The 20646-nt window shown below is 64.8% G+C and carries 22 protein-coding genes; 14 read left to right on the top strand and 8 right to left on the bottom strand.

Features of this window, described 5'->3' with window-relative positions; genetic code table 11:
- Positions 1 to 315, top strand: coding sequence for a hypothetical protein (locus AC5RUM_RS01595; RefSeq protein WP_494033288.1), 315 nt, complete (start codon positions 1 to 3; stop codon positions 313 to 315).
- A gap of 89 nt (positions 316 to 404) precedes the next feature.
- Here AC5RUM_RS01595 and AC5RUM_RS01590 read toward each other — a convergent pair whose 3' ends face one another.
- Positions 405 to 2351 (bottom strand): alpha-amylase family glycosyl hydrolase, encoded by a 1947-nt coding sequence (locus AC5RUM_RS01590; protein ID WP_494033287.1) that lies wholly within the window; start codon positions 2349 to 2351, stop codon positions 405 to 407.
- 127 nt (positions 2352 to 2478) lie between these two features.
- Here AC5RUM_RS01590 and AC5RUM_RS01585 point away from each other — a divergent pair, with 127 nt between their 5' ends.
- From AC5RUM_RS01585 to AC5RUM_RS01565, 5 genes are all read left to right on the top strand, one after another.
- On the top strand, positions 2479 to 3765 hold the full coding sequence (locus AC5RUM_RS01585; protein WP_494033286.1) for an ABC transporter substrate-binding protein: 1287 nt from the start codon (positions 2479 to 2481) through the stop codon (positions 3763 to 3765).
- Positions 3766 to 3772: 7 nt separating this feature from the next.
- Positions 3773 to 4810, top strand: a complete 1038-nt coding sequence (locus tag AC5RUM_RS01580; RefSeq protein WP_494033285.1) for a carbohydrate ABC transporter permease — start codon at positions 3773 to 3775, stop codon at positions 4808 to 4810.
- Complete coding sequence (locus tag AC5RUM_RS01575) at positions 4807 to 5694, top strand: carbohydrate ABC transporter permease (protein WP_400577621.1); 888 nt, start codon at positions 4807 to 4809, stop codon at positions 5692 to 5694. The genes AC5RUM_RS01580 and AC5RUM_RS01575 overlap by 4 nt, the downstream gene beginning before the upstream one ends.
- Positions 5691 to 5957, top strand: a complete 267-nt coding sequence (locus AC5RUM_RS01570; RefSeq protein ID WP_494033284.1) for a hypothetical protein — start codon at positions 5691 to 5693, stop codon at positions 5955 to 5957. Before AC5RUM_RS01575 ends, AC5RUM_RS01570 begins: the two co-directional genes overlap by 4 nt.
- Before the next feature lie 84 nt (positions 5958 to 6041).
- Positions 6042 to 7094, top strand: coding sequence for a LacI family DNA-binding transcriptional regulator (locus AC5RUM_RS01565; RefSeq protein ID WP_494033283.1), 1053 nt, complete (start codon positions 6042 to 6044; stop codon positions 7092 to 7094).
- 30 nt (positions 7095 to 7124) lie between these two features.
- Here the strand turns inward: AC5RUM_RS01565 and AC5RUM_RS01560 are convergent, their stop codons facing one another.
- Together AC5RUM_RS01560 and AC5RUM_RS01555 are read right to left on the bottom strand one after the other, a co-directional pair.
- A complete protein-coding gene (locus AC5RUM_RS01560; protein ID WP_494033282.1) occupies positions 7125 to 8024 on the bottom strand; it encodes a DUF8083 family protein in 900 nt (299 codons plus the stop codon).
- Between the two features lie 13 nt (positions 8025 to 8037).
- Complete coding sequence (locus AC5RUM_RS01555; RefSeq protein WP_400577626.1) at positions 8038 to 8847, bottom strand: exodeoxyribonuclease III; 810 nt, start codon at positions 8845 to 8847, stop codon at positions 8038 to 8040.
- 284 nt (positions 8848 to 9131) lie between these two features.
- Between AC5RUM_RS01555 and AC5RUM_RS01550 the strand changes: the two genes are divergently transcribed.
- The 5 genes from AC5RUM_RS01550 (at position 9132) to AC5RUM_RS01530 (ending at position 14312) form a co-directional block, all read left to right on the top strand.
- A complete protein-coding gene (locus AC5RUM_RS01550) occupies positions 9132 to 10631 on the top strand; it encodes a CoA-acylating methylmalonate-semialdehyde dehydrogenase (RefSeq protein ID WP_494033281.1) in 1500 nt (499 codons plus the stop codon).
- Positions 10631 to 11704 (top strand): enoyl-CoA hydratase/isomerase family protein, encoded by a 1074-nt coding sequence (locus AC5RUM_RS01545; RefSeq protein WP_494033280.1) that lies wholly within the window; start codon positions 10631 to 10633, stop codon positions 11702 to 11704. The genes AC5RUM_RS01550 and AC5RUM_RS01545 overlap by 1 nt, the downstream gene beginning before the upstream one ends.
- The gene (gene mmsB, locus AC5RUM_RS01540) at positions 11697 to 12674 is read left to right on the top strand and encodes a 3-hydroxyisobutyrate dehydrogenase (protein WP_494033279.1); all 978 of its coding nucleotides are present in this window, start codon (positions 11697 to 11699) and stop codon (positions 12672 to 12674) included. Before AC5RUM_RS01545 ends, mmsB begins: the two co-directional genes overlap by 8 nt.
- A gap of 40 nt (positions 12675 to 12714) precedes the next feature.
- The gene (locus AC5RUM_RS01535; protein WP_494033278.1) at positions 12715 to 13494 is read left to right on the top strand and encodes an enoyl-CoA hydratase; all 780 of its coding nucleotides are present in this window, start codon (positions 12715 to 12717) and stop codon (positions 13492 to 13494) included.
- A gap of 62 nt (positions 13495 to 13556) precedes the next feature.
- Positions 13557 to 14312 carry a CPBP family glutamic-type intramembrane protease gene (locus AC5RUM_RS01530; protein ID WP_494033863.1) on the top strand — a complete coding sequence of 252 codons (756 nt, stop codon included), beginning with the start codon at positions 13557 to 13559 and terminating at the stop codon, positions 14310 to 14312.
- Positions 14313 to 14338: 26 nt separating this feature from the next.
- On the opposite strand, the gene AC5RUM_RS01525 is transcribed toward AC5RUM_RS01530, so the two are convergent.
- Both AC5RUM_RS01525 and AC5RUM_RS01520 read right to left on the bottom strand, forming a co-directional pair.
- Positions 14339 to 14602, bottom strand: a complete 264-nt coding sequence (locus AC5RUM_RS01525) for a hypothetical protein (protein WP_494033277.1) — start codon at positions 14600 to 14602, stop codon at positions 14339 to 14341.
- A 133-nt stretch (positions 14603 to 14735) separates the two neighbouring features.
- A complete protein-coding gene (locus AC5RUM_RS01520) occupies positions 14736 to 15071 on the bottom strand; it encodes an ArsR/SmtB family transcription factor (protein ID WP_494033276.1) in 336 nt (111 codons plus the stop codon).
- Positions 15072 to 15388: 317 nt separating this feature from the next.
- Here AC5RUM_RS01520 and AC5RUM_RS01515 point away from each other — a divergent pair, with 317 nt between their 5' ends.
- The gene (locus AC5RUM_RS01515; protein ID WP_494033275.1) at positions 15389 to 15682 is read left to right on the top strand and encodes a YegP family protein; all 294 of its coding nucleotides are present in this window, start codon (positions 15389 to 15391) and stop codon (positions 15680 to 15682) included.
- 2 nt (positions 15683 to 15684) lie between these two features.
- A complete protein-coding gene (locus AC5RUM_RS01510) occupies positions 15685 to 16386 on the top strand; it encodes a PAS and ANTAR domain-containing protein (RefSeq protein WP_494033274.1) in 702 nt (233 codons plus the stop codon).
- A 40-nt stretch (positions 16387 to 16426) separates the two neighbouring features.
- On the opposite strand, the gene AC5RUM_RS01505 is transcribed toward AC5RUM_RS01510, so the two are convergent.
- Both AC5RUM_RS01505 and AC5RUM_RS01500 read right to left on the bottom strand, forming a co-directional pair.
- Entirely contained in the window at positions 16427 to 16936 is a 510-nt protein-coding gene (locus tag AC5RUM_RS01505) for a MarR family winged helix-turn-helix transcriptional regulator (protein WP_494033862.1), read from the bottom strand.
- Between the two features lie 2 nt (positions 16937 to 16938).
- Entirely contained in the window at positions 16939 to 18711 is a 1773-nt protein-coding gene (locus tag AC5RUM_RS01500; protein ID WP_494033273.1) for an AMP-binding protein, read from the bottom strand.
- 162 nt (positions 18712 to 18873) lie between these two features.
- On the opposite strand from AC5RUM_RS01500, the gene AC5RUM_RS01495 reads away from it, so the two are divergent.
- Complete coding sequence (locus AC5RUM_RS01495; protein WP_494033861.1) at positions 18874 to 20046, top strand: acyl-CoA dehydrogenase family protein; 1173 nt, start codon at positions 18874 to 18876, stop codon at positions 20044 to 20046.
- Here the strand turns inward: AC5RUM_RS01495 and AC5RUM_RS01490 are convergent.
- Positions 20043 to 20633 carry a DinB family protein gene (locus tag AC5RUM_RS01490; protein WP_494033272.1) on the bottom strand — a complete coding sequence of 197 codons (591 nt, stop codon included), beginning with the start codon at positions 20631 to 20633 and terminating at the stop codon, positions 20043 to 20045. The two genes, AC5RUM_RS01495 and AC5RUM_RS01490, sit on opposite strands and share 4 nt — an antisense overlap.
- Positions 20634 to 20646 lie beyond the last annotated feature (13 nt).

The following is a 20646-nucleotide window of genomic DNA, read 5'->3' as shown; positions in this document are numbered from 1 at the left end:
GTGCGCGAAGAAGTAACAGGAAACCACGCTGCGAAGGACGGACTTGAGAATGCGGTGGGCAACGCCAAGGAATTTGCAGGCGGCGCCGCCGAAAACGTCAAAGTGTTGGCCGGCGGGACGGCGGAACACGTCAAGGAGTTCGCCGGGCAGGCAGCCAGGAACGTCAAGGAACTCCTGTCAGGGGATGTTGCCGCAAATCTGAAGGAAGCGGCCGGTGACGCAGCGGGCAACGCCAAGGAATTCGCCGGCGGTGTCACCGAAACAGCCAAGAGCTTCTCGGCCAGGCTTGCCGGGCTCCTCAAGGGAGGCAAGTAGCCCTTCGGTTTGTCAGGATCACCGACAGAGCGCCGCGTCCCCGGAGGACGCGGCGCTCTGTCGGTTAAAGGCGGACTCTTTCTGGAGGCCTACCCGGCCACGAGGTAGGCCGCGCTGTTCGGGGCAATGACGGCGCTGTCGGCGCTGTGTCCGGCTCCTGATCCTGTTTCCGTTTCTGTGGCGCTCGAGAGAACCACCCGGTAGCCGTCCGGAACGGGCGTCGCCTCGCTGCCCATGTTCGCTACCACCAGGACGTCCCGGTTCTGAAACGCCAGCACACCCTGCTCAGGATCGTGCATGTCTGCCCAGCAGAAGGTGCCCGATCCCAGCCCGTGGCTCCCGCGCAGGGACAGCGCCGAGCGGTAGAGCTCGAGCGTGGAACCAGCGACGCCTTCCTGCCTGTCCGCGGCGAGTTCCCTGAACGAGTCCGGCTGGGGAAGCCAGGGCTCGGCCGGAGCGCCGGCCGCTGGGTTGCCGGCAGATGCCGGCCCTGCCGCCGCGTAGGCCTCGGCGAATCCGAAGCCGGGTTCGTCCGATTTCCACGGCAGGGGAACGCGGCAGCCGTCGCGTCCGCGCTCTACGCCGCTCGTGCGGAAGAACGTGGGGTCCTGTCGCGCTTCTGCGGGCACGGTTGTGTGCTCCGGAAGGCCGAGTTCTTCCCCTTGGTAGAGGTAGGCCGAACCGGGCAGGGCGAGCAACACGAGCGTGGCCGCCCGGGCGCGGGCGAGGCCCAGGGCGGCATTGGGTTGCTCGTCCTCCGCGGCGATGCCCTTCGGGAAGCTTGTGGGATCGGACAACCCGAACCGTGTCGGATGCCGGACGGTGTCGTGGTTGCTCAGTACCCACGTTGTCGGGGCGTCGACCGAAGCGGCAGCCTCCAGCGACTCCTCGATGGCCACTGCCATGCGCCCGGCGTCCCAGCCGGCGAGCAGGAAGTCAAAGTTGAATGCCTGTTGCATTTCGCCCTTGCGGATGTACCGCGCCAGCCGTTCCGCCGGTTCCACCCAGGCTTCGGCCACGAGCATGCGGTCTCCGTCATACTCGGCCAGGACGCGGTTCCAGTCCCGGTAGATGTCGTGGACGCCGTCCTGGTCAAAGAAGGGCGACGGCGGATACAGCGGAGACACCGGTTGATGCTGCGGGTCCTCTCCTGCAGCGTCCAGCACTGAGACTTGTGCTCGGGCAGCGTCATCTGCGCCGGCACTGCCGGCCGCAATGCTGGCGTGGTGGGCTGTGTGGGGCTCGACTGATTCCGAATGCGCGCCCGGGGCATCCGGAAGGTGCCTTGCGTCGGCTGAGCCTTCCACCATGGCCGCCACGCCATCCCAGTCCGGCAGCCCGGCCTCCTTGACCATTCCGTGCGCCACGTCCACCCTGAAGCCGTCCACGCCGCGGTCCAGCCAGAACCGGAGCACGGACCGCATCTCCTCCCACACCTCGGGGTTCTCCCAATTGAGGTCGGGCTGTTTGGTGTCGAACAGGTGCAGGTACCAGTCGCCGGGCGTGCCGTCCGCATTGGTGGTGCGTGTCCAGGCCGGACCGCCAAAGATGGACCTCCAGTTGTTCGGGGCGATGTTCCCGTCACCCGAACCCTCCACTTCGTCCTTGCCGGGCCGGAAGATGTAACGCTCCCGGGCAGCGGATCCAGGTTCCGCGGCCAGAGCCTCCCGGAACCAAACGTGCTCGTCCGACGTGTGGTTCGGCACCAGGTCCACGATGACTTTGATGTCCAGGTCGTGAGCCTTCAGTAACATCTCATCAAAATCGGCCAGACTGCCGAACATCGGGTCCACCTCGCGGTAGTCGGCCACGTCATATCCTGCATCTGCCTGCGGTGATTTGTAAAAGGGTGAGAGCCAGACGGCGTCGACGCCCAGCTTCTTCAGGTAGGGCAGCCGCGCGGTCACACCGCGCAGGTCCCCCATCCCGTCGCCGTTGCCGTCGGCGAACGAGCGGGGGTAGATCTGATAGACGACGGCGCTGGCCCACCACGTCCCCATATCAGATCCGGGCGTCGAAATTGGACGATGGGTCATGGTTGTCCCTCCGGTAACAATTAGGTGTAAACGCTTGCATTTCTTTCCGCAACGTTACTAGTGTGATGGTCACCACAACAACCGCACCACGACTAACTCTTGTCACTCAGCGAGGAGTTCTCTGCCAATGAAAACCAGCAAATTCTTATTGCCGGTCGCTACCGCCGGCGTTCTCGCCCTGACGCTCTCCGCCTGTGGCGGCGGTGGCGGGGGCGGCACCACAGCCGGTGGCGGTGACGCAGCCAACGGTCTCGACGGCCGCGGTCCCATCACGTATGTGCAGGGCAAGGACAACAGCAATGTGGTCCGTCCGCTGATCGAAAAGTGGAATGCCGCCCACCCCAACGAGAAGGTCACGTTCAAGGAGCAGACCGACCAGGCCGACCAGCAGCACGATGACCTCGTCCAGCACTTCCAGGCCAAGGACCCCAACTATGACGTCACAAGCGTGGACGTCGTTTGGACCGCGGAATTCGCTGCAAAGGGCTGGCTGCAGCCGCTGAAGGACAAGATGGCGCTGGACACCTCCGCCATGCTGAAGCCGACGGTGGACAGCGCATCGTACAAGGACACCCTGTACGCAGCGCCGGTATCCTCCGATGGCGGCATCCTGTACTACCGCAAGGACCTTGTGCCCACTCCGCCCAAGACTTGGGACGAGATGATGCAGATGTGCTCCATCGCCAAGGAGAACAAGATCGGCTGCTTCTCCGGCCAGTACAAGCAGTATGAGGGCCTCACGGTCAACGCTTCCGAGGCCATTAACTCTGCGGGCGGCTCCGTGCTGGACAAGGACGGCAAGCCGAGCCTGAACACCCCCGAGGCCAAGGCTGGCCTTGAGAACCTGGTGAAGGCATTCGCGGACGGCAACATCCCGAAGGAAGCCATCACGTACCAGGAAGAGGAAAGCCGCCGTGCCTTCCAGTCCGGTAACCTGCTCTTCCACCGCAACTGGCCGTACGTGTACAACCTGGCGACCACCGAGGGTGCGTCCAAGGTGAAGGACAAGCTGGGCATGGCCCCGCTTCCGGGCAAGGACGGCCCCGGCGCTTCGTCGCTGGGTGGACACAGCGCAGCCATCAGCGTCTACTCCAAGAACAAGGCCACGGCCCTGGACTTCCTGAAATTCCTGGTCGAAGAGGAACAGCAGAAATTCTTCGCCACCCAGGGTTCGCTGGCTCCGGTGATCAGTGCCCTCTACGATGACGCCGAGCTCGTGAAGAAGCTTCCGTACCTGCCGGTCCTGAAGACTTCCATCGAGAATGCTGTGCCGCGCCCTGTGACGCCGTTCTACCCGGCCGTCACGCAGGCGATCCAGGAGAACTCCTACGCGGCGCTGAAGGGTGAGAAGCCGGTGGACCAGGCATTGTCTGATATGCAGAAGTCCATCGAAGCCGCCGGTGCGGGATCGTAGTCCAGCCATGGCAACCGAAGTAGGCCCGACGCCGGTCAAGTCACCGGCGTCGGGCGGTACCCCGATACACCACGGGCCCAAGGGCGTGGGTGAGGACAACAAAATCCTCAGCCAGGGCAAATGGGCTACCTGGCTGCTGGCCCCGACTATCATCGCGCTTGCCGTGGTGATCGTTTACCCGATCATCAGCGCCATCGTGATGTCCTTCCAGAAGGACGCCGGCCTGGACCCTGCGACCGGCTTGTTCACGGCGGGCGGCCCGGCCGGCATCCAGAACTACGTGAACTGGATCGCGCAGCAGTGCGCCACCGCCGGCGGCGGGACCGTTGCGTGCCCTCCCGGGACCCTCGGAGCGCAGTTCTGGTCCGCCACCCAGACCACGTTCATCTTCACGATCATCACTGTCACGCTGGAAACGGTTTTGGGTTTCTGGATGGCCATGATCATGGCCCGGACCTTCAAGGGCCGCAGCCTGGTGCGTGCAGCCGTCCTGGTGCCGTGGGCCATCCCCACCGCAGTGACGGCACAGCTGTGGCTGTTCATCTTCGACTTCCAGGGCATCGCCAACAAACTGTTCAACACCTCCATCCTGTGGACCGGAAGCGAGTGGCCGGCCAGGTGGGCCGTCATCATCGCGGACACCTGGAAGACCACGCCGTTCATGGCGCTGCTGATCCTGGCGGGCCTGCAGATGATCCCGGCTGAAGTCTATGAGGCAGCGAAAGTGGACGGAGCCAGCGCCTGGCAGCGGTTCCGGATGATCACTTTGCCGCTGGTGAAGCCGGCGCTCATGGTGGCAATCCTGTTCCGTACCCTCGACGCGCTGCGCATGTTCGACCTTCCGTACATCCTCACGGGCGGTGCGAACAACACCACCACGCTGTCCATCCTTGTCATCAATCAAATCCGGCAAGGGTTTAACTCGGCGGCGGCGTTGTCCACCATTACCTTCATCATCATCTTTTTGGTCGCTTTCATCTTTGTCCGCTTCCTCGGGGCGAACGTTGTGGAGCAAAGCGGCGCCACCGGTAAGGGGAAGAAATGAGCACCGGGACAGCCCTCCGGGCAGAGCAGGACAGGGGACGCCGCGCCTCTCAGAACAAGGAAAAGTGGGCGCAGGGCCGCACGTACATCAGTGCGGCAGTCATCCTGATCTGGTGTCTGGCACCGGCGTACTGGATGGTCGTCGTGGCCTTCCGGGAGGTCGGCTTCACGTACGACACGTCGATTCTGCCCACGCATGTCACGCTGGATAACTTCATTACGGCATTCGACACGTCCTTCGGCAACAGGTTTGGCCAGGCGCTGCTGAACAGCATCTTCATCGGCGTGGTGGTTACCGCCATCTCGCTGCTGATCGGTGTTTTCGCCGCCTACGCCCTGGCCCGGCTGAACTTCCGGTTCAAGTTCCTGGTCCTGGGCTTCATCCTGGGCGCCTCCATGTTCCCCGGCGTTGCCCTGATCACGCCGCTGTTCCAGCTGTTCACCAACATCGGCTGGATGGGCACCTACCAGGCGCTGATCATTCCGAACATCTCGTTCGTGCTGCCGCTGACCGTGTACACGATGACGTCCTTCTTCCGCGAAATGCCGTGGGAGCTCGAGGAATCGGCGCGTGTTGACGGCTGCACGCAGGGGCAGGCCTTCCGGAAAGTCATCATGCCGCTGGCGGCCCCGGCCATCTTCACCACGGCCATCCTGGCGTTCATCTCCTCCTGGAACGAGTTCCTGATCGCCAGCCAGCTGTCCAGCGATGCAACGCAGCCGGTGACGGTGGCCATTGCCAACTTTGCCGGTGCGCAGCCCCAGCAGATCCCCTACACGGCCATCATGGCGGCCGGCACCATTGTCACCATTCCGCTCGTCATTCTTGTGCTCGTGTTCCAGCGCAAGATCGTAGCCGGCCTGACAGCGGGTGCAGTCAAGTGACGCACGGAGCAGCACCGCAGGGTAAGAAGCAGGCAGCGGGCCTCGGGCAAAAGCGTGTCCGTTCCGGCGAGGACTTCGACATCATCATCGGATTCCTCGGCTTTTGGGCTGTGGTGCTGCTCGTCGTTACCGTATGGATGGAGCTGACCGCCCAGCCGGCCTTGGGGTGGGCGCTAGGTCTGCTCGCCATCCTGCTGGCGCTCTACGGGATGATCAGGCTCCGCCGGCGCCTGCCGGCACGCACTGCCACGCGGCGCAACTGACACACGAAGGCCGGACTAAAATGGTTTCTTGCCGTTGGGAGAATGGGATGGCGGAAATCTGCACCAGGCCTTTGAGGGGACACCGTGGCGCGCACAAATGACCGGGCTCAGCGCGGCGGCCACTCCGGTGTGAGCATCGAGGACGTGGCGGCAGCCGCGGGGGTGTCTACTGCCACGGTGTCACGCGCGGTGCGGGGCCTGCCGCGCGTTTCGCCGGCAACTCGGGCGAAGATCCTCGAAGTTGCCGGTGCCCTGGGCTACGTGGCGTCCTCGTCAGCCTCTGGCCTGGCAACCGGCCGCACCAGGACCATCGGCGTGCTCGCGCCGTTCGTGAGCCGCTGGTTCTTTTCCAAGGCCATTGAAGGGGCCGACCGCGAGCTTCATGCGCGGCAGTACAACCTGTCCCTGTTCAATCTGGGCGGGCACGGCAGCCACCGTGAGCGGCTCTTCAGCAAGACCATGGTCTATAAGCAGATCGATGCGCTCCTTGTCCTGTGTATGGCGTTGTCCCACGAGGAGCTTGACCACCTGCAGAAAATCGACATTCCGCTGGTGGTGGTGGGCGGCCATGTCGAGGAATGCGCCTATGTCGGCATCGACGATTATGCGGCTGCTTCCACCGCCGTCAAGCACCTGATCGACCTGGGGCACCGCGACATTGCGCTGCTCCACGGGGACGACGAAACGGACCTCAACTTCGACGTCCCGCGCGTCCGCATTCTGGCCTTCCAGGACGTGATGGCGGCGGCGGGCCTTGAGGTCCGGCCGGAATGGGATGAGTGGGGCGATTTTACCCTCAGGAGCGGCCAAGAAGCGTTCCGCCGGCTGTGGGGCCAGCCCGGCCAGAAGCCCACCGCAATATTCTGTGCTTCCGACGAGATGGCCATGGGCGTCATTTTCGAAGCCCAGCGGGTGGGCATCCGGGTGCCCGAGGACCTGTCGGTGATCGGGATCGATGACCACGATTTTTCCGAAGCCATGGGGCTGACCACTGTGGCCCAGCGCCCGGACGAGCAGGCGGAGCTGGGCACGAAGATGCTCCTGGATGAGCTCCTCGGTATCACCGGCTCGGTTCGCTCCGCCATCGCTCCGCACCGCCTGATCGTGAGGCGCACGACGGCCCAACCCAGAGCCTAGCGGATAGAGGCATAGCGGCCCGTCAGCGAGTCAGGACGCCCGCGCGAGTTGGCGGATGGGAATCCACCGCGACGCGAGCCGACGGTAGGCGGCAGCTGCGCCGGTCATGTCGCCCTCTGCGAGGCACTCAATGCCCAGGCGCACATCCATGGGGGAGTCATCCGGATACACCTTGTCCGCCACGGCACCGTAGTCCAGTTCCACCATGGATTCCGCATGGAAGAGTTCCAGCCACTCGGTGAGCTGGGTGAGGTCGTCAAGCATGTCGAGATCCGGAGCCGCCAGCGCGAGGTTGGCAACGGCGTAGCGCACCCGGTCGAGGGCCTCGGCAATTGGGGCCAAAACCCGGACGGTGAGGATCCGGCCGCCGGCCTCGACCACTTCCTGCGGATCCGACTCGAGGAACAGTGAGAACCAGCTGAAGGGAATGCCCCAGGTGGACGCCCGGGTATGGACACGGTTGGCGCCTTCGCGGGCACTCACGAGATCAATGCGCTCCTGGTGCCTGTCCCGCTGCTCTTCCGGAATCAGGAGTTCAGCCAGCGGCCCGTGGATGCCCTCCATCAGCGCATTGGCTGCCAGCCCGGCCCGCAGGACAAGCTGGCTGGGGCAGTAAAGGAGGGAGTCGCCGTCGGAATCTTTCGGGTCCGGCGAATCCTTGGCGTCGTCCGCAACCGGCAGTCCCAGGGGGCGGGTGACCCGCACCAGGTCGGTCCGTCCCGTCGGGAACGGATCGCCGCCGGGCCGCGTGATCCGCCCCAGGGAGGCCAGCAGCTCGGCGTTTTCAACGGCAGCGCGGGACGCCGCCCGCTCACCGGCAGCCTTGAGCGCCGGACGCTGGTCCTCGGGGAACGCGTCCAGGGGCTCGTACACCCGCAGGGTGGACGAGAACGGCAGCCCGGCCTGCCCGCGGTAAAGGCTGCCCGTCATGAGTGTTCAGCCCTCATGAGTCAGCCAGCTCCACGAGCACAGGGGCGTGGTCAGAAGCGCCCTTGCCTTTGCGTTCCTCGCGGTCAATCGAGGCGCCGGTGACCCGGGCGGCAAGGGCGGGCGAGGCCAGGATGAAGTCAATGCGCATGCCCTCCTTCTTTGGAAAGCGCAGCTGCGTGTAGTCCCAGTAGGTGTAGACACCGGGGCCGGGGGTGTGCGGGCGGACCACATCCGAGTAGCCGACCTGCTCGAAGGCGTGGAAGGCGGCGCGTTCCGGTTCGCTGACGTGCGTGTAGCCCTGGGTGAGGAACAGATCGATGTCCCAGACGTCGTCGTCCGTGGGTGCGATGTTCCAGTCACCCATCAGGGCGACTTGCGCCTCCGGGTTGTCAGAGATCCAGCCGGCCGCGTGGTTCTTGAGGGTGTCAAGCCACTTGAGCTTGTACGGCATGTGTTCGTCGTCGAGGGCGCGGCCGTTGGGGACGTAGAGGCTCCATACTCGGACACCGCCGCAGGTGGCGGCCATGGCACGGGCTTCCTGAATCGGGTCCGAACCCCCCTTGCCAAACACGGGCTGGTCCACGAAGGCGCGTTCGACGTCCTCGAGGCCGACGCGGGAGGCAATCGCCACGCCGTTCCACTGGTTGAGGCCGTAGTGCGCCACCTCGTAGCCCATCCGTTCGAACAGCTCCCACGGAAAGTTGTCGTCCTTGCACTTGGTTTCCTGGATGGCAAGGACATCGCAGTCGGAGCGCTGCAGCCAGGCCTCCACACGGTCGGCACGGGCACGGAGGGAGTTCACATTCCAGGTAGCTATCTTCACAGTTCCTAACTTACCGAACTTGGGCCCGGGATGAACGGGGCGCAAGGGGAGCGCCCGCAGAACCGGGGCACTTCCGCGCGGACAAGCCGGGATATGACGGCCATGTGCCGTGGAAGCACATGAAAGTGCCCAACGGCGGCGGCCGAAGGCGTCTGATGGCGGCCGCCCGGCGGCGCCGACGGCGGGGCCGTCGGCGCCAAATTTTGGACTCTGGAATTTAGTAGGAAGTCCGAGTATATTCAGCTCCAAGATGACCTGGGTCACATGCAAAGGAGCATTCCATCATGGTGCGCGAACTGTCCCACTACGTCGACGGCCACAGGGTAGATGGTATTTCCGGCCGGTTCAGTGACATTTATGACCCCTGTACGGGTGAAGTGCAGGCGAAGCTTCCGCTGGCCAGCGCGGAGGAAGTCCGCAACATCATTGCAAGTGCGGAGAAAGCCCAGCCGGAGTGGGGCGCCATGAACGCCCAGCGGCGCGGGCGCATTCTGCTCAAGTTCGTGGACCTGGTAAACGAGAACCTGGACGAGCTCGCCCGGCTGCTTTCCTCGGAGCACGGCAAGACGGTTGCGGATTCCAAGGGGGATATCCAACGCGGCATCGAGGTGGTGGAGTTCGCCGCCGCGGCACCGCATCTGCTCAAGGGCGAGTTCACTGACAGCGCCGGGACCGGCATTGATATCCATTCCATGCGCCAGCCGCTGGGCGTGGTTGCGGGCATCACGCCATTCAATTTCCCGGCCATGATTCCGCTGTGGAAGTCCGGGCCCGCCCTCGCCGCCGGCAATGCCTTCATCCTCAAACCTTCCGAACGCGACCCGTCCGTGCCCCTCCGGCTGGCGGAGCTCTACTCGGAGGCCGGCGTGCCGGACGGAGTCTTCAATGTGGTCAACGGTGACAAGGAAGCCGTGGATGCGCTGCTTGAGGACCCGCGCGTCAAGGCCATCGGCTTTGTCGGCTCGACCCCCATCGCACAGTACATCTACGCCACGGCGGCGGCCCACGGAAAGCGCGCACAATGCTTCGGTGGTGCCAAGAACCACATGGTGATCATGCCGGACGCCGACCTCGACATGGCCACCGATGCCCTGATCGGCGCGGGATACGGATCCGCAGGGGAGCGCTGTATGGCCATCTCCGTGGCCGTACCCGTCGGCAAAAACACAGCGGACGCCCTGGTGGCGAAACTGGAGGACCGGGTCAGGCACCTGAAGGTCGGCCACAGCCTGGACAAGGATTCGGACTTCGGGCCCGTGGTGGCGGGATCTGCCAAGGAGCGGATCGAAAATTACATCCAGTCCGGCGTGGAGGACGGCGCGACGCTGGTGGCTGATGGCCGGGGGCTCACCGTTGACGGCTATGAGGGCGGTTTCTGGATCGGGCCCACGCTTTTCGACAATGTCACAAAGGACATGAAGATCTACAAGGAGGAGATCTTCGGCCCGGTGCTGAGTGTCGTTCGCGCTTCCGACTACGACGAAGCCCTCCGCCTCTGCAGTGAGCACGAGTTCGGCAACGGCGTGGCCATCTTCACCCGCGACGGGGACGCGGCCCGCGACTTCGCCAGCCGGGTCCAGGTAGGCATGGTGGGAGTCAACGTGCCCATCCCGGTACCCATTGCCTACTACACGTTCGGCGGGTGGAAGGCGTCAGGCTTTGGCGACCTCAACCAGCACGGAGCCGATGCCTTCCGCTTCTACACCAAGACCAAGACCGTGACCTCGCGCTGGCCCTCCGGTATCCGCCAGGGCGCCAGCTTCATCATGCCGGAAGGAAGCTGATGACCGCTGAAACGATTGAGGGTTCTCCGGATGAGGTTCTGTTCGAACAGCGCGGCCACCTCGGCGTTATCACGCTGAACCGCCCGAAGGCGGTCAACGCGCTCAACGCCGGCATGGTGGCCGCCATGCTGGAGCGGCTCACCGCGTGGGCGGACGACGACGGCGTGGCCACTGTTCTGGTGCAGGGTTCCGGAGAGCGGGGCTTATGTGCCGGCGGGGACATCGTGGCCATTTACCGCGACATCCTCGCCGGCGGGCACGAGACCGCGGACTTTTGGCAAGCGGAGTACCGGCTGAACTCACTCATTGCCCGCTATCCCAAGCCCTATGTGGCGTTCATGGACGGGCTGGTCCTGGGCGGCGGCGTGGGCATCTCCGCCCACGGTTCCGTACGGGTCGTCACGGAGCGGACCAGGTCGGGAATGCCGGAAACCACCATCGGATTCGTCCCCGACGTCGGCGGAACCCTGCTGCTCGCGCGCTCACCGGGGGAGGCCGGCACGCATGCGGCGCTGACGGGAGCACATCTGAGCGGAGCCGACGCGCTGTTCCTGGGCCTCGCGGACCACTTTGTTCCGTCCGGCAGGCTCGCTGAACTGGCGGCGGCACTGGAAAACGAAACTGCGGAGTCCGCCGTCGGACGCTTCGCAGAGAAGCCGCCCGCCTCCGCCCTGGAGGCGCAGCGGGACTGGATCGATGCCTGCTACGCGGCCGACGACGCCGGGGAAATCCTCCGCAGGCTGCGGGCGGAGGGCGGCCCGGCGGCGGAGGCTGCGGACACCATAGAGTCGAAGTCGCCCACGGCGGTGAAGGTGGCCCTGGCATCGCTGCGCCGGGCCACGGAGCTGAGCCTGGACGAGGCCCTGGCACAGGAGTACCGGGTGGGCCTTCGCTGCTTGGCCGGGCCGGACTTCCGCGAAGGGATCCGTGCCCAGGTGGTGGACAAGGACCGCAACCCGCAGTGGCGGCCGCCCACGCTGACGGAAGTGCACACGGAGGACGTTGAGCGGTACTTCGCCCCACTGGGCGAGAGGGAACTGGTTCTGCTGGAAAGGGAGACTGACCATGCCTGACGACGCGACACCGGAAGCTGCAGAAGCCGGGGAGAATTCAACGGCCGGCACTGCTGGGGCCAGGAAGGAACACATCGCCTTTCTCGGGCTGGGCCATATGGGTGGGCCCATGTCCATCAACCTGGTCAAGGCCGGGTACACCGTGGCGGGCTTCGACGTCGTGCCGGCGGCCCTGGAAGCCGCGCGTGAGCACGGCGTCCCTACCGTCGGGAGCGCTGCCGAAGCCGTCTCGGGGGCTGACGTGGTCCTCACCATGTTCCCCAGCGGCCGGCATGTGCTGGACGCCTACCAAGGTGCCGAGGGGCAGCCTGGACTGCTGGCCGCCGCCGCTCCAGGCACCATGTTCCTGGACTGTTCGACCATTAACGTGGACGAGGCCAGGGAGGCGGCCCGGCTGGCCATCGAGGCAGGGCACCGGGCAGTGGACGCACCGGTGTCAGGGGGCGTTGTGGGTGCGGAGGCCGGCACGCTGACGTTCATGGTCGGAGCGCTGCCGGAGGACTTTGAAGCGGTGCGCCCGATGCTGGAGGTCATGGGCAAACGCGTGGTCCTTTGCGGCGACCACGGCGCGGGGCAGGCCGCCAAGGTTTGCAACAACCTGATCCTCGGAGTGTCCATGATTGCCGTGAGCGAGGCATTTGTCCTGGGTGAAAAACTCGGACTGACGCACCAGGCGCTCTTCGATGTCGCCTCCGCGGCTTCCGGCCAGTGCTGGGCGCTCACCACGAACTGCCCCGTCCCGGGGCCGGTGCCCACGAGTCCGGCCAACCGCGAGTATCAACCGGGTTTTGCCGGGGCCTTGATGGCCAAGGACCTCAAGCTCGCCCTGAACGCGATCCAAAGCACCGGGGTGGCTGCCCGAATGGGGCCGCTGGCCTCCGAAATCTATGATGCCTTCGCAGCCGAAGGCGGTGCCGGAAGGGATTTCTCCGGCATTATCACCGACATTCGGGACAAATCCGGTAAGTAGGCTTAGTTTGAATTGGGGACCAAACACTTAAGGGGCATGCATGACGCAGGAGTACGGGAACATTCTGGTGGAGCGCCGCGGGCGCGTGGGCCTCGTGACCCTGAACCGGCCCGAAGCACTGAACGCGCTGAACAGGGCGACGCTGGATGAACTCGTCGCTGCGGTGTCAGACATGGACACCGATCCCGGCGTGGGGGCCGTAGTGATCACTGGTTCGGGGAAGGCCTTTGCTGCCGGGGCGGACATCAAGGAAATGGCGTCCCAGGGATACATGGAGATGTACGACGCCGACTGGTTCCGTGGGTGGGAAGACCTCACCAGACTGCGGATACCACTGATCGCCGCAGTGTCCGGCTTCGCCCTGGGCGGCGGATGCGAGTTGGCCATGATGTGCGATTTCATCGTCGCCGGGGACAACGCCAAGTTTGGGCAGCCCGAGATCAACCTTGGAGTCCTTCCGGGGATGGGCGGCTCCCAGCGGCTGACCAGGGCCGTGGGCAAGGCCAAAGCAATGGACATGATCCTGACCGGCCGGTTCATCGATGCGGACGAGGCGGAGCGCGCCGGACTCGTGGCAAGGGTAGTGCCCGCAGGGGACACGGTGGAGGAGGCGCTGAAGGCCGCCGAAGTCATCGCCTCGAAGTCAAAGCCTGCCGCCATGCTGGCCAAGGAGGCCGTCAACGCGGCCTTCGAAACCGGGCTGGCCCAGGGCGTGCTTTTCGAGCGACGGCTGTTTCATTCGCTCTTCGCCACCGAGGACCAGAAAGAAGGCATGGCGGCTTTCTCGGAGAAGCGCCAGCCGGAGTTCAGGCACCGGTGAACCTCCCAGTCGCAGAGCAGCGCACCGCCAAGGTGACCTCCGTACGCGTGGTCCCCTCGGCGATGCTGTCGCTGTCCGGCTTCCTGCTCTTCGCGATGCACCAGCCCGTCCCGGGCTACGCGCTGCTGGCCGCCTCGCTCGTGCTTGCCGCGCTCGCAGACCGGGCGCTCTTCCGTGACCTCATCCTCATCGCGGCCGGAATCCTGGTGATCAGCGCGGTTCCGATCACCACCGACGTCAGCACCTCGCACATGCTTGTCATGGGGTCCGCCATGATCCTGGCCGTGGGCGTCCCTTACGCGGTGTCCCGCTGGGTCACCAGGGAGCATGCAATCGTGTTTCCCGTCATGACCGGCAATAAGTGGACCCGCGGCGAGAAGCTGTACCTGCCCGTGGTGGTGGTGCTTGGCTATGCGGTGCTGCCCGTCTATATGGTCCGGACAGGCGTCTACCAAAACTGGCCCGCGGTGCACGACCCCGACGGCATCATCCGGCTCTTCATCGGGACCAACGCCTTGGGCATCTGGGATGAACTGTTTTTCATCTGCACGGCCTTCACCCTGTTCCGTCGCCACATGCCGGACTGGCAGGCCAACCTCCTGCAGGCGGTACTGTTCACGTCCTTCTTGTGGGAGCTCGGATTCCGGGCTTGGGCACCGCTGTTCATTTTCCCGTTCGCGCTGCTTCAGGCGCGCATCTTCACGGTGACCAAGTCGCTTTCCTACATCGTGGCTGTCCACCTGCTCTTCGACTTTGTCCTGTTCCTGGTCCTGCTGCATGCCCACAACCGGGAATGGTTCGACATCTTCCTGTACTGACGTCGCCTGTGCTGAAGATCAGCCTGTCAGTGGGAGTTTGCCGCCTCGGTGCGTTCCGGGGCCCCGAAAAGCCACGCCGCGACGTCGCTCCGCAGGATCTGGTGGGGGCTCCCCGTGGGGCTGACGCTCCCGGTCGGCACGTAGTAACCGCGCCCCGAGCCCGGACCTCCGGCGGCGCGGTCCAGTGCCTGGATAATGTGGCGGCTCAGGTGGCCCTTCGGGCCAGTGGCCCGGATCTCCTCAAGTTCGTGCGGGGCGAGACGCCCCAGAACAGCAGCAATGTCGGCCACGATCGTTCCCTTCCTCGCCCGCGTTCCCCTCGCTCGGGTATTAGAAGAGCAACGCTAAGGCACGGCTATTAACGGGAGGTGAAGTTCCGGCGGCGATCAGCGAAAGTCGCCGGAGCGGCGGCCTGTTGGCGCATCAGCCCGCGGTTTGCAGGCCGCCGGCAGGCATCCGCACAGACCCCAGCAGGCCGCCGGCGGCCTGCAGGACCTGGCTCACGTCGGAGCAGGAGAGTTCATAGAAGAGACGGCCGTCCTTCCGGGAGGGGACGATCAGCCGTTGCCGCCGGAGGATGCCCAGGTGCTGGGAAAGGTTTGAGGCCTCAAGGCCCGTGTCATCGCGCAGCCGGCTCACTGCCACCGGTCCGTCAACCAGCATTTCGAGGATGAGGATCCGCGCCGGATGTCCCATCGATTTGAAGAGGTCTGCCTTTGTGTCGCTCAGGACCACGCCGCCTGCCATGTCATCCATCATGGATTTCCTCCGCTGCAGTCCCCATCCGATGCCGGCGCTGCTGAACTGCCGCGCCTGCAGTCAATTATAGAGACAGAACGGTCTGTCTTAGACCTTCCAATCTCCAGCTACAACATAGCGGGCCGGAACCAGGACGTGAACCCCGGTCAGCTAGCTGGCCAGACCTTGCCAAACAGGCCTGCCTGGTTCAGACTTTCATAAATTCATCAAATCGCGCCCTGCGTAATCCGCGGCGTGATTCAGGAACACGTGGACTGCTTCCGGTGCCGACGATGTCACCGGGAGCCTTGTATTTCTGTTGAGCAAGGGGGATCTTTATGGCCGGTATGTTTGAACTTTTCCTTGACGATGACGCTAGGTTCAGATTCCAGCTCACAGCCCCGGACGGCACAGTGATGGCCGTGTCCCGGGCTTTTTCCAATAAGGAGGAAGCGGTAGAGGGAATTGCCGCAGTCCGCGAGTACGCAGGCATGGGTCACGTAAGGGATATTTCGGTGACACGACTGCGGCGCACCGCTCCATCGCGCACGGACGTCCGGCGGGGGTGCAGGACCGGTGAGCAGATAAGGCCGCTCGTGTCCGCCACCGACAGTTATTTCCCAGGCGCCTGAGCATGGACGGGCAGGGTGCGGCAGAAGGCGCGACGAATCAGCCGAAGACTGTAAACACCTACTCCAGTGCTCTGGGCGAAGCTAACTGCGCTGCCGGTACATTTCACTACGATGCTGTGTCCCGGGAACTGCGATGGTCGGATGACATCTACGCCCTGCACGGGTACGCACGCGGGGAGATCGTACCCACCATCGAACTTCTTTACTCGCACAAGCATCCCGAGGACCGCGACCGCTGCCGTGAGGTCTTCGAGGCCGCCTGCGTCTCGGGCGGCTACTTTTGCAGCTACCACCGCCTCATCGACTCCAAGCTCCGGGAGCACCGCGTCATCACGGCCGGGGAGGCCGTCGTCGAATCTGGCGTCCTGCAGCGCGCGGACGGCTTCATCATTGACCTGACCAGCACGCTTCACTGGGAGACGGAGCGGGCCGCCCGCGAGGCGGTGGAGGGTGCCGTCGGAACGCGCGCCACCATCGAACAGGCCAAGGGCATTCTGATGGGGATCCTGCGCATCAACTCCGAAGCGGCATTCGACCTTCTCTCGATCCACAGCCAGCACACCAACATCAAGGTGTGCAGCACGGCGGCCGACCTCGTCCAGCTGGCAAACAACCCGCAGCAGATTGCCCCGCTCGACGCCTTCATTGAGGAACTGCGGCATCCCTCCGGCCGGCGCGTGGAAAGCGACACGGTGCCAGGCTGATGACCGGGCGCTGCGGCTGAAGCCGCCGCCCGCCCGGGCGTCATTCTTCGGCGAAGTCCCCTGACTTGCGGCGGAAGTCTGCGAGTATCCGTATCAGCTGGTCCGTGTCGCCGGCGGTGAATCCGGACTGGCTGAAAACCTCCGTGTTGAGCACCGCCGTCGCACGTTTTGCAACGGTGCTGCCCTCGGTGGTGAGCTCGATCAGCGTGGTGCGGCCATCGGTGGGGTGCGGTGAGCGCACCACGAGTCCGGCTTTTTCAAGGCGGTCGACGGCGTTGGTCACCGACGTGGGGTGCACCTGGAGCAGGGCGCTGGCTTTGTTCATCGGAAGCGCGCCGCTGCGTGCGAAGCTCAACAGCGCCAGGAGCTCATAGCGGGCAAAGGTGAGGCCGAAGGGCTTCAGGGCGCCCTCGATGCGGGCCAGGAGTATCTGCTGCGTGCGCATGATTGCTGTAATTGCGGCCATTGGCGCGGCGACGTCGCCCCAGCCATGGCGTTCCCAGTTCCGCTGGGCGTCGGCGATGGGGTCGCGGGGCAGCGGCGTTCCCACGGTCATTTCCCGCTTTTCAGGCCCGGAAAGTCAGCTTCGGAGTACTCCGTGCCCGGGCCCGGGCCGGTGCCCGTGCTCGTGCCCGGACTCTGGTGAACGGGCGTGCCGGAAACGGACGCGCCGCCGTGCCTGGCCTCTTCACTGCGGCGCAGTTCGACGCGGCGGATCTTGCCGGAAATGGTTTTGGGCAACTCGGTGAATTCGATCAGGCGGATGCGTTTGAAGGGTGCGAGGCGGTCCCGGCAATAGCGGAGGATCTCCTCAGCCAGTTCAGGGCCGGGGTCGTGGCCTGGCGCAAGAACCACGAAGGCCTTGGGCACGGACAGTTTGACGGGGTCCGGCGACGGAACGACGGCAGCCTCGGCCACGGCAGGATGCTCGATCAGCACGCTCTCCAGTTCGAACGGGGACAGCCGGTAGTCAGAGGATTTGAAGACGTCGTCACCGCGGCCAACATAAGTGATGACGCCGTTCCCGTCCCTGCTGGCCATGTCCCCGGTGTGGTAGTAGCCGGCCCGGAAGGCCTCAGCCGTCTTTTCGGGATCGCCGTAGTACCCCTTCATCAGCCCGACAGGGCGGGGGTCCAGGCGCAGGCACAGCTCGCCGTCGTCCGCTTCTTCCCCGGTGGCGGGATCAACCAGGACCACATCGTAACCGGGCAATGGCTGGCCCATTGCCCCGATCTTGACCGGCTGGCCGGGCGTGTTGGCCACCTGGACCGTGGTCTCGGTCTGGCCGAATCCGTCGCGGATGGTCTGGCCCCAGGCCCGGTGGACCTGCCCGATCACCTCGGCGTTGAGCGGTTCACCGGCCGAAACGACTTTCGTGGGCGGATTCTTCAGGAGCGTGAGGTCTGCCTGGATGAGCATCCGCCACACAGTGGGCGGCGCGCAGAAACTGGTCACCTTCTCGCGGTCCATCTGCTCCATGAGGGAACGGGCGTCAAAGCGGTCGTAGTTGTAAATGAACACGCAGGCCTCGGCGATCCACGGCGTGAACACGTTGGACCACGCATGCTTCGCCCAGCCGGGGGAGGCAACGTTCAGATGGACATCGCCGGGCTCGAGGCCGATCCAGTACATCGTGGAGAGGTGGCCGACGGGGTAGGACGTGTGCGTGTGCTCCACGAGCTTGGCCTTCGAGGTGGTGCCCGAAGTGAAATACAGGAGCAGGGTTTCGTCGGCCTTAGTGGCGGCGTCCGGAGCAAATTCGCCCGGGGAGGCGGCGGAGTCCGAGTACTGCAGGGTGTCCGGCTGGCCGGTCCCAGCCGCGCCGACTTCAATGAGCCTGTAGTTTCCCGGAACATCGGCAAATTTGCCGATGTTGGAACTTCCGACGGCGGCCCAGGCCGCTTCGCCGCGCTCGACGCGGTCCTTCAGGTCCGCTGGGCCCATCAGGGTGGTGGTGGGGATGAGGACGACGCCCGACTTGATGCCCGCCAGCATGATCTCCCAGAGTTCCACCTGGTTTCCAAGCATGACGATCATGCGGTCCCCGCGCTGCACCCCCTGGCCCCGGAACCAGTTCGCCACCTGGTTCGAACGGACCGACAGTTCGGCGAAGCTGCGGCGGGTCGCCGTGCCGTCCTGTTCCACGATCACCAGGGCGGGTTTGGCTCCCGTTGCCGGGTCCGCCGCCAAGGCATCGAACCAGTCCCGCGCGAAGTTGAATTCCTCGAACCGTGGCCACTGGAAGCTGCTCCTGGCCTCGCCGTAGTTGTTGCGCAGGGCCAGCAGTTGGTCGCGTGCTGCACGGAAGTCATCGGTGACTGTCATGGGGCACCTTTCGCCTGGGGATGCACGTCCTAGTGATCCATATCACTCTGCAATATACTAGGACATCCAAGGGTTTGAAAGAGCGAAGGGACCGCGCCCGTGCAGCCACAAGGACGTGACAACGGACAATCCACAGCCGTGCCTGCGGCGGCCGGTGACGACATGCGCGGGCAGGCGCCGCCCTTCCCCGACGCCGACCTCATGTACATCGCAGACCTGCTTCCTCCGGACGAACGGAAGCGCTACCTGGACGTCCGGGAGTTCCTGCAGTCCAGGGTCAGGGCGCAGTCCATCGATTACTGGAACCGCGAGGAGTTCCCGTTCGGGCTGTTGGCGGAGATGGGCAAATGCGGGCTCGGCGGGCTGCAGACCGACGGCACATCAAAGCTCTTCAAGGGCCTCATGTACGTTGAGGTGGCCCGGGCCGACGTGTCGCTTTCGGCCCTGGTGGGCATCCACAACGAGTTGATTGTGGGCATGATCCATGAGCTTGGGTCCGAGGAGCAGAAGCGCCGCTGGCTGCCTGGACTGACGGCGTTCACGCAGCTGGGAGCTTTCGCCCTCACGGAGCCGGACCATGGCTCGGACATCGCGGGGGGACTTGCAACCTCGGCCAGACTGGAGGATGGCGAGTGGGTGATCAACGGTGCCAAGCGATGGATTGGCGCCGGAACCATTGCGGACTTTGCCCTGGTGTGGGCCCGGGATGAGGCCGACCAGCAGATCAAGGGTTTCATTGTTGAAACGGACCGGCCCGGCTACGCCGCCACCAAGATCAGCAACAAGATTGGCTTGCGGATCATGCAGAACGCGGACATCGTGTTGGACAACGTCCGGGTTCCCGAAACGAACCTGCTTCCCGGGGCAACGGACTTCTCCAAGGCCAACCGGCTCCTGCGGGATTCGCGCGCGTGGGTGGGATGGCAGGGTGCGGGGATCCAGCTGGCCGCGTTCGACGTCGCGCGCTCCTACTCGCTTCAGCGCCGGCAGTTCGGCAAGGAACTGGCCCGGTTCCAGCTCATCCAGCAGCAACTGGCCGAGATCCTCGGTAACGCCTCCGCGTCGCTGGCCCTGATGGTGCAGGTCGCCCGGATCCAGGAGGAGGGCCGGCTGGACATGGCCCAGGCCGCCATGGCCAAGGCGACCACCACGCGGCTCGCACGATCGTCCGTGGCCATGGGGCGGTCGTTGCTCGGCGGCAACGGCATCAGCAGCGACTTCGAGATGGGCAAGCTCTTCGGGGATGCCGAAATCCTCTATACATATGAGGGAAGCTACGAGATCAACTCCCTCATCGTTGCCAGGGCCGTAACCGGGAAGTCCGCCTTCGTCTAGGTCCCGGCGCGCGCGGCGGCCTCACGTGCGGCAGCCTCAATCCGGTCGACGTGGGCGCTCTGCTCTGCGGCACTCCGCACGGGAAGGTTGGGATCATTGGGGCCCTGCCCCACGGCGCCGTCGATCAGTTCGCGGAGGATATCCGCGTGCCCCAGATGCTGGGCGGTCTCCGCGCACATGTGCACGAGGATCTGCTGCAATGTAACGTGCCTGCGCTCTTCCGGCCACCACGGCACGACGCCTGGCGCATCCAGCGGCAGTGACTCAATGGTGGCATCGCTGTGCGTGGCCGAGAAGCGGTGCAGCTCTACGATCTCATCACGTGTCTCCCCGGCGGTGGCCCACATGTCCGCGTCTGGTTCCGCGGCGTCGTCGAACCAGGGGAGGTCGCGTCCGCTGGGACGGCCAAACACCTCGCCGAAGTAGCCGAGCTCTACGCTGGCGACGTGCTTGACGAGCCCCAGCAGGTTGGTCCCTGTGGACGTCATCGGCCGGCGGGCTTCGTACTCGCCCAGACCGTCGAGCTTCGCGAGAAGCTGGCCGCGGCGGGTGCGGAGGTAGCGGTGCAGGATCGCTTTGTCATCCATGGGTGCACTCTCG

It is taken from the genome of Arthrobacter sp. B2060 (assembly GCF_059090445.1).
The sequence above is the reverse complement of the archived record's forward strand: the minus strand, read 5'-3'. Positions and strand labels throughout refer to the sequence as shown.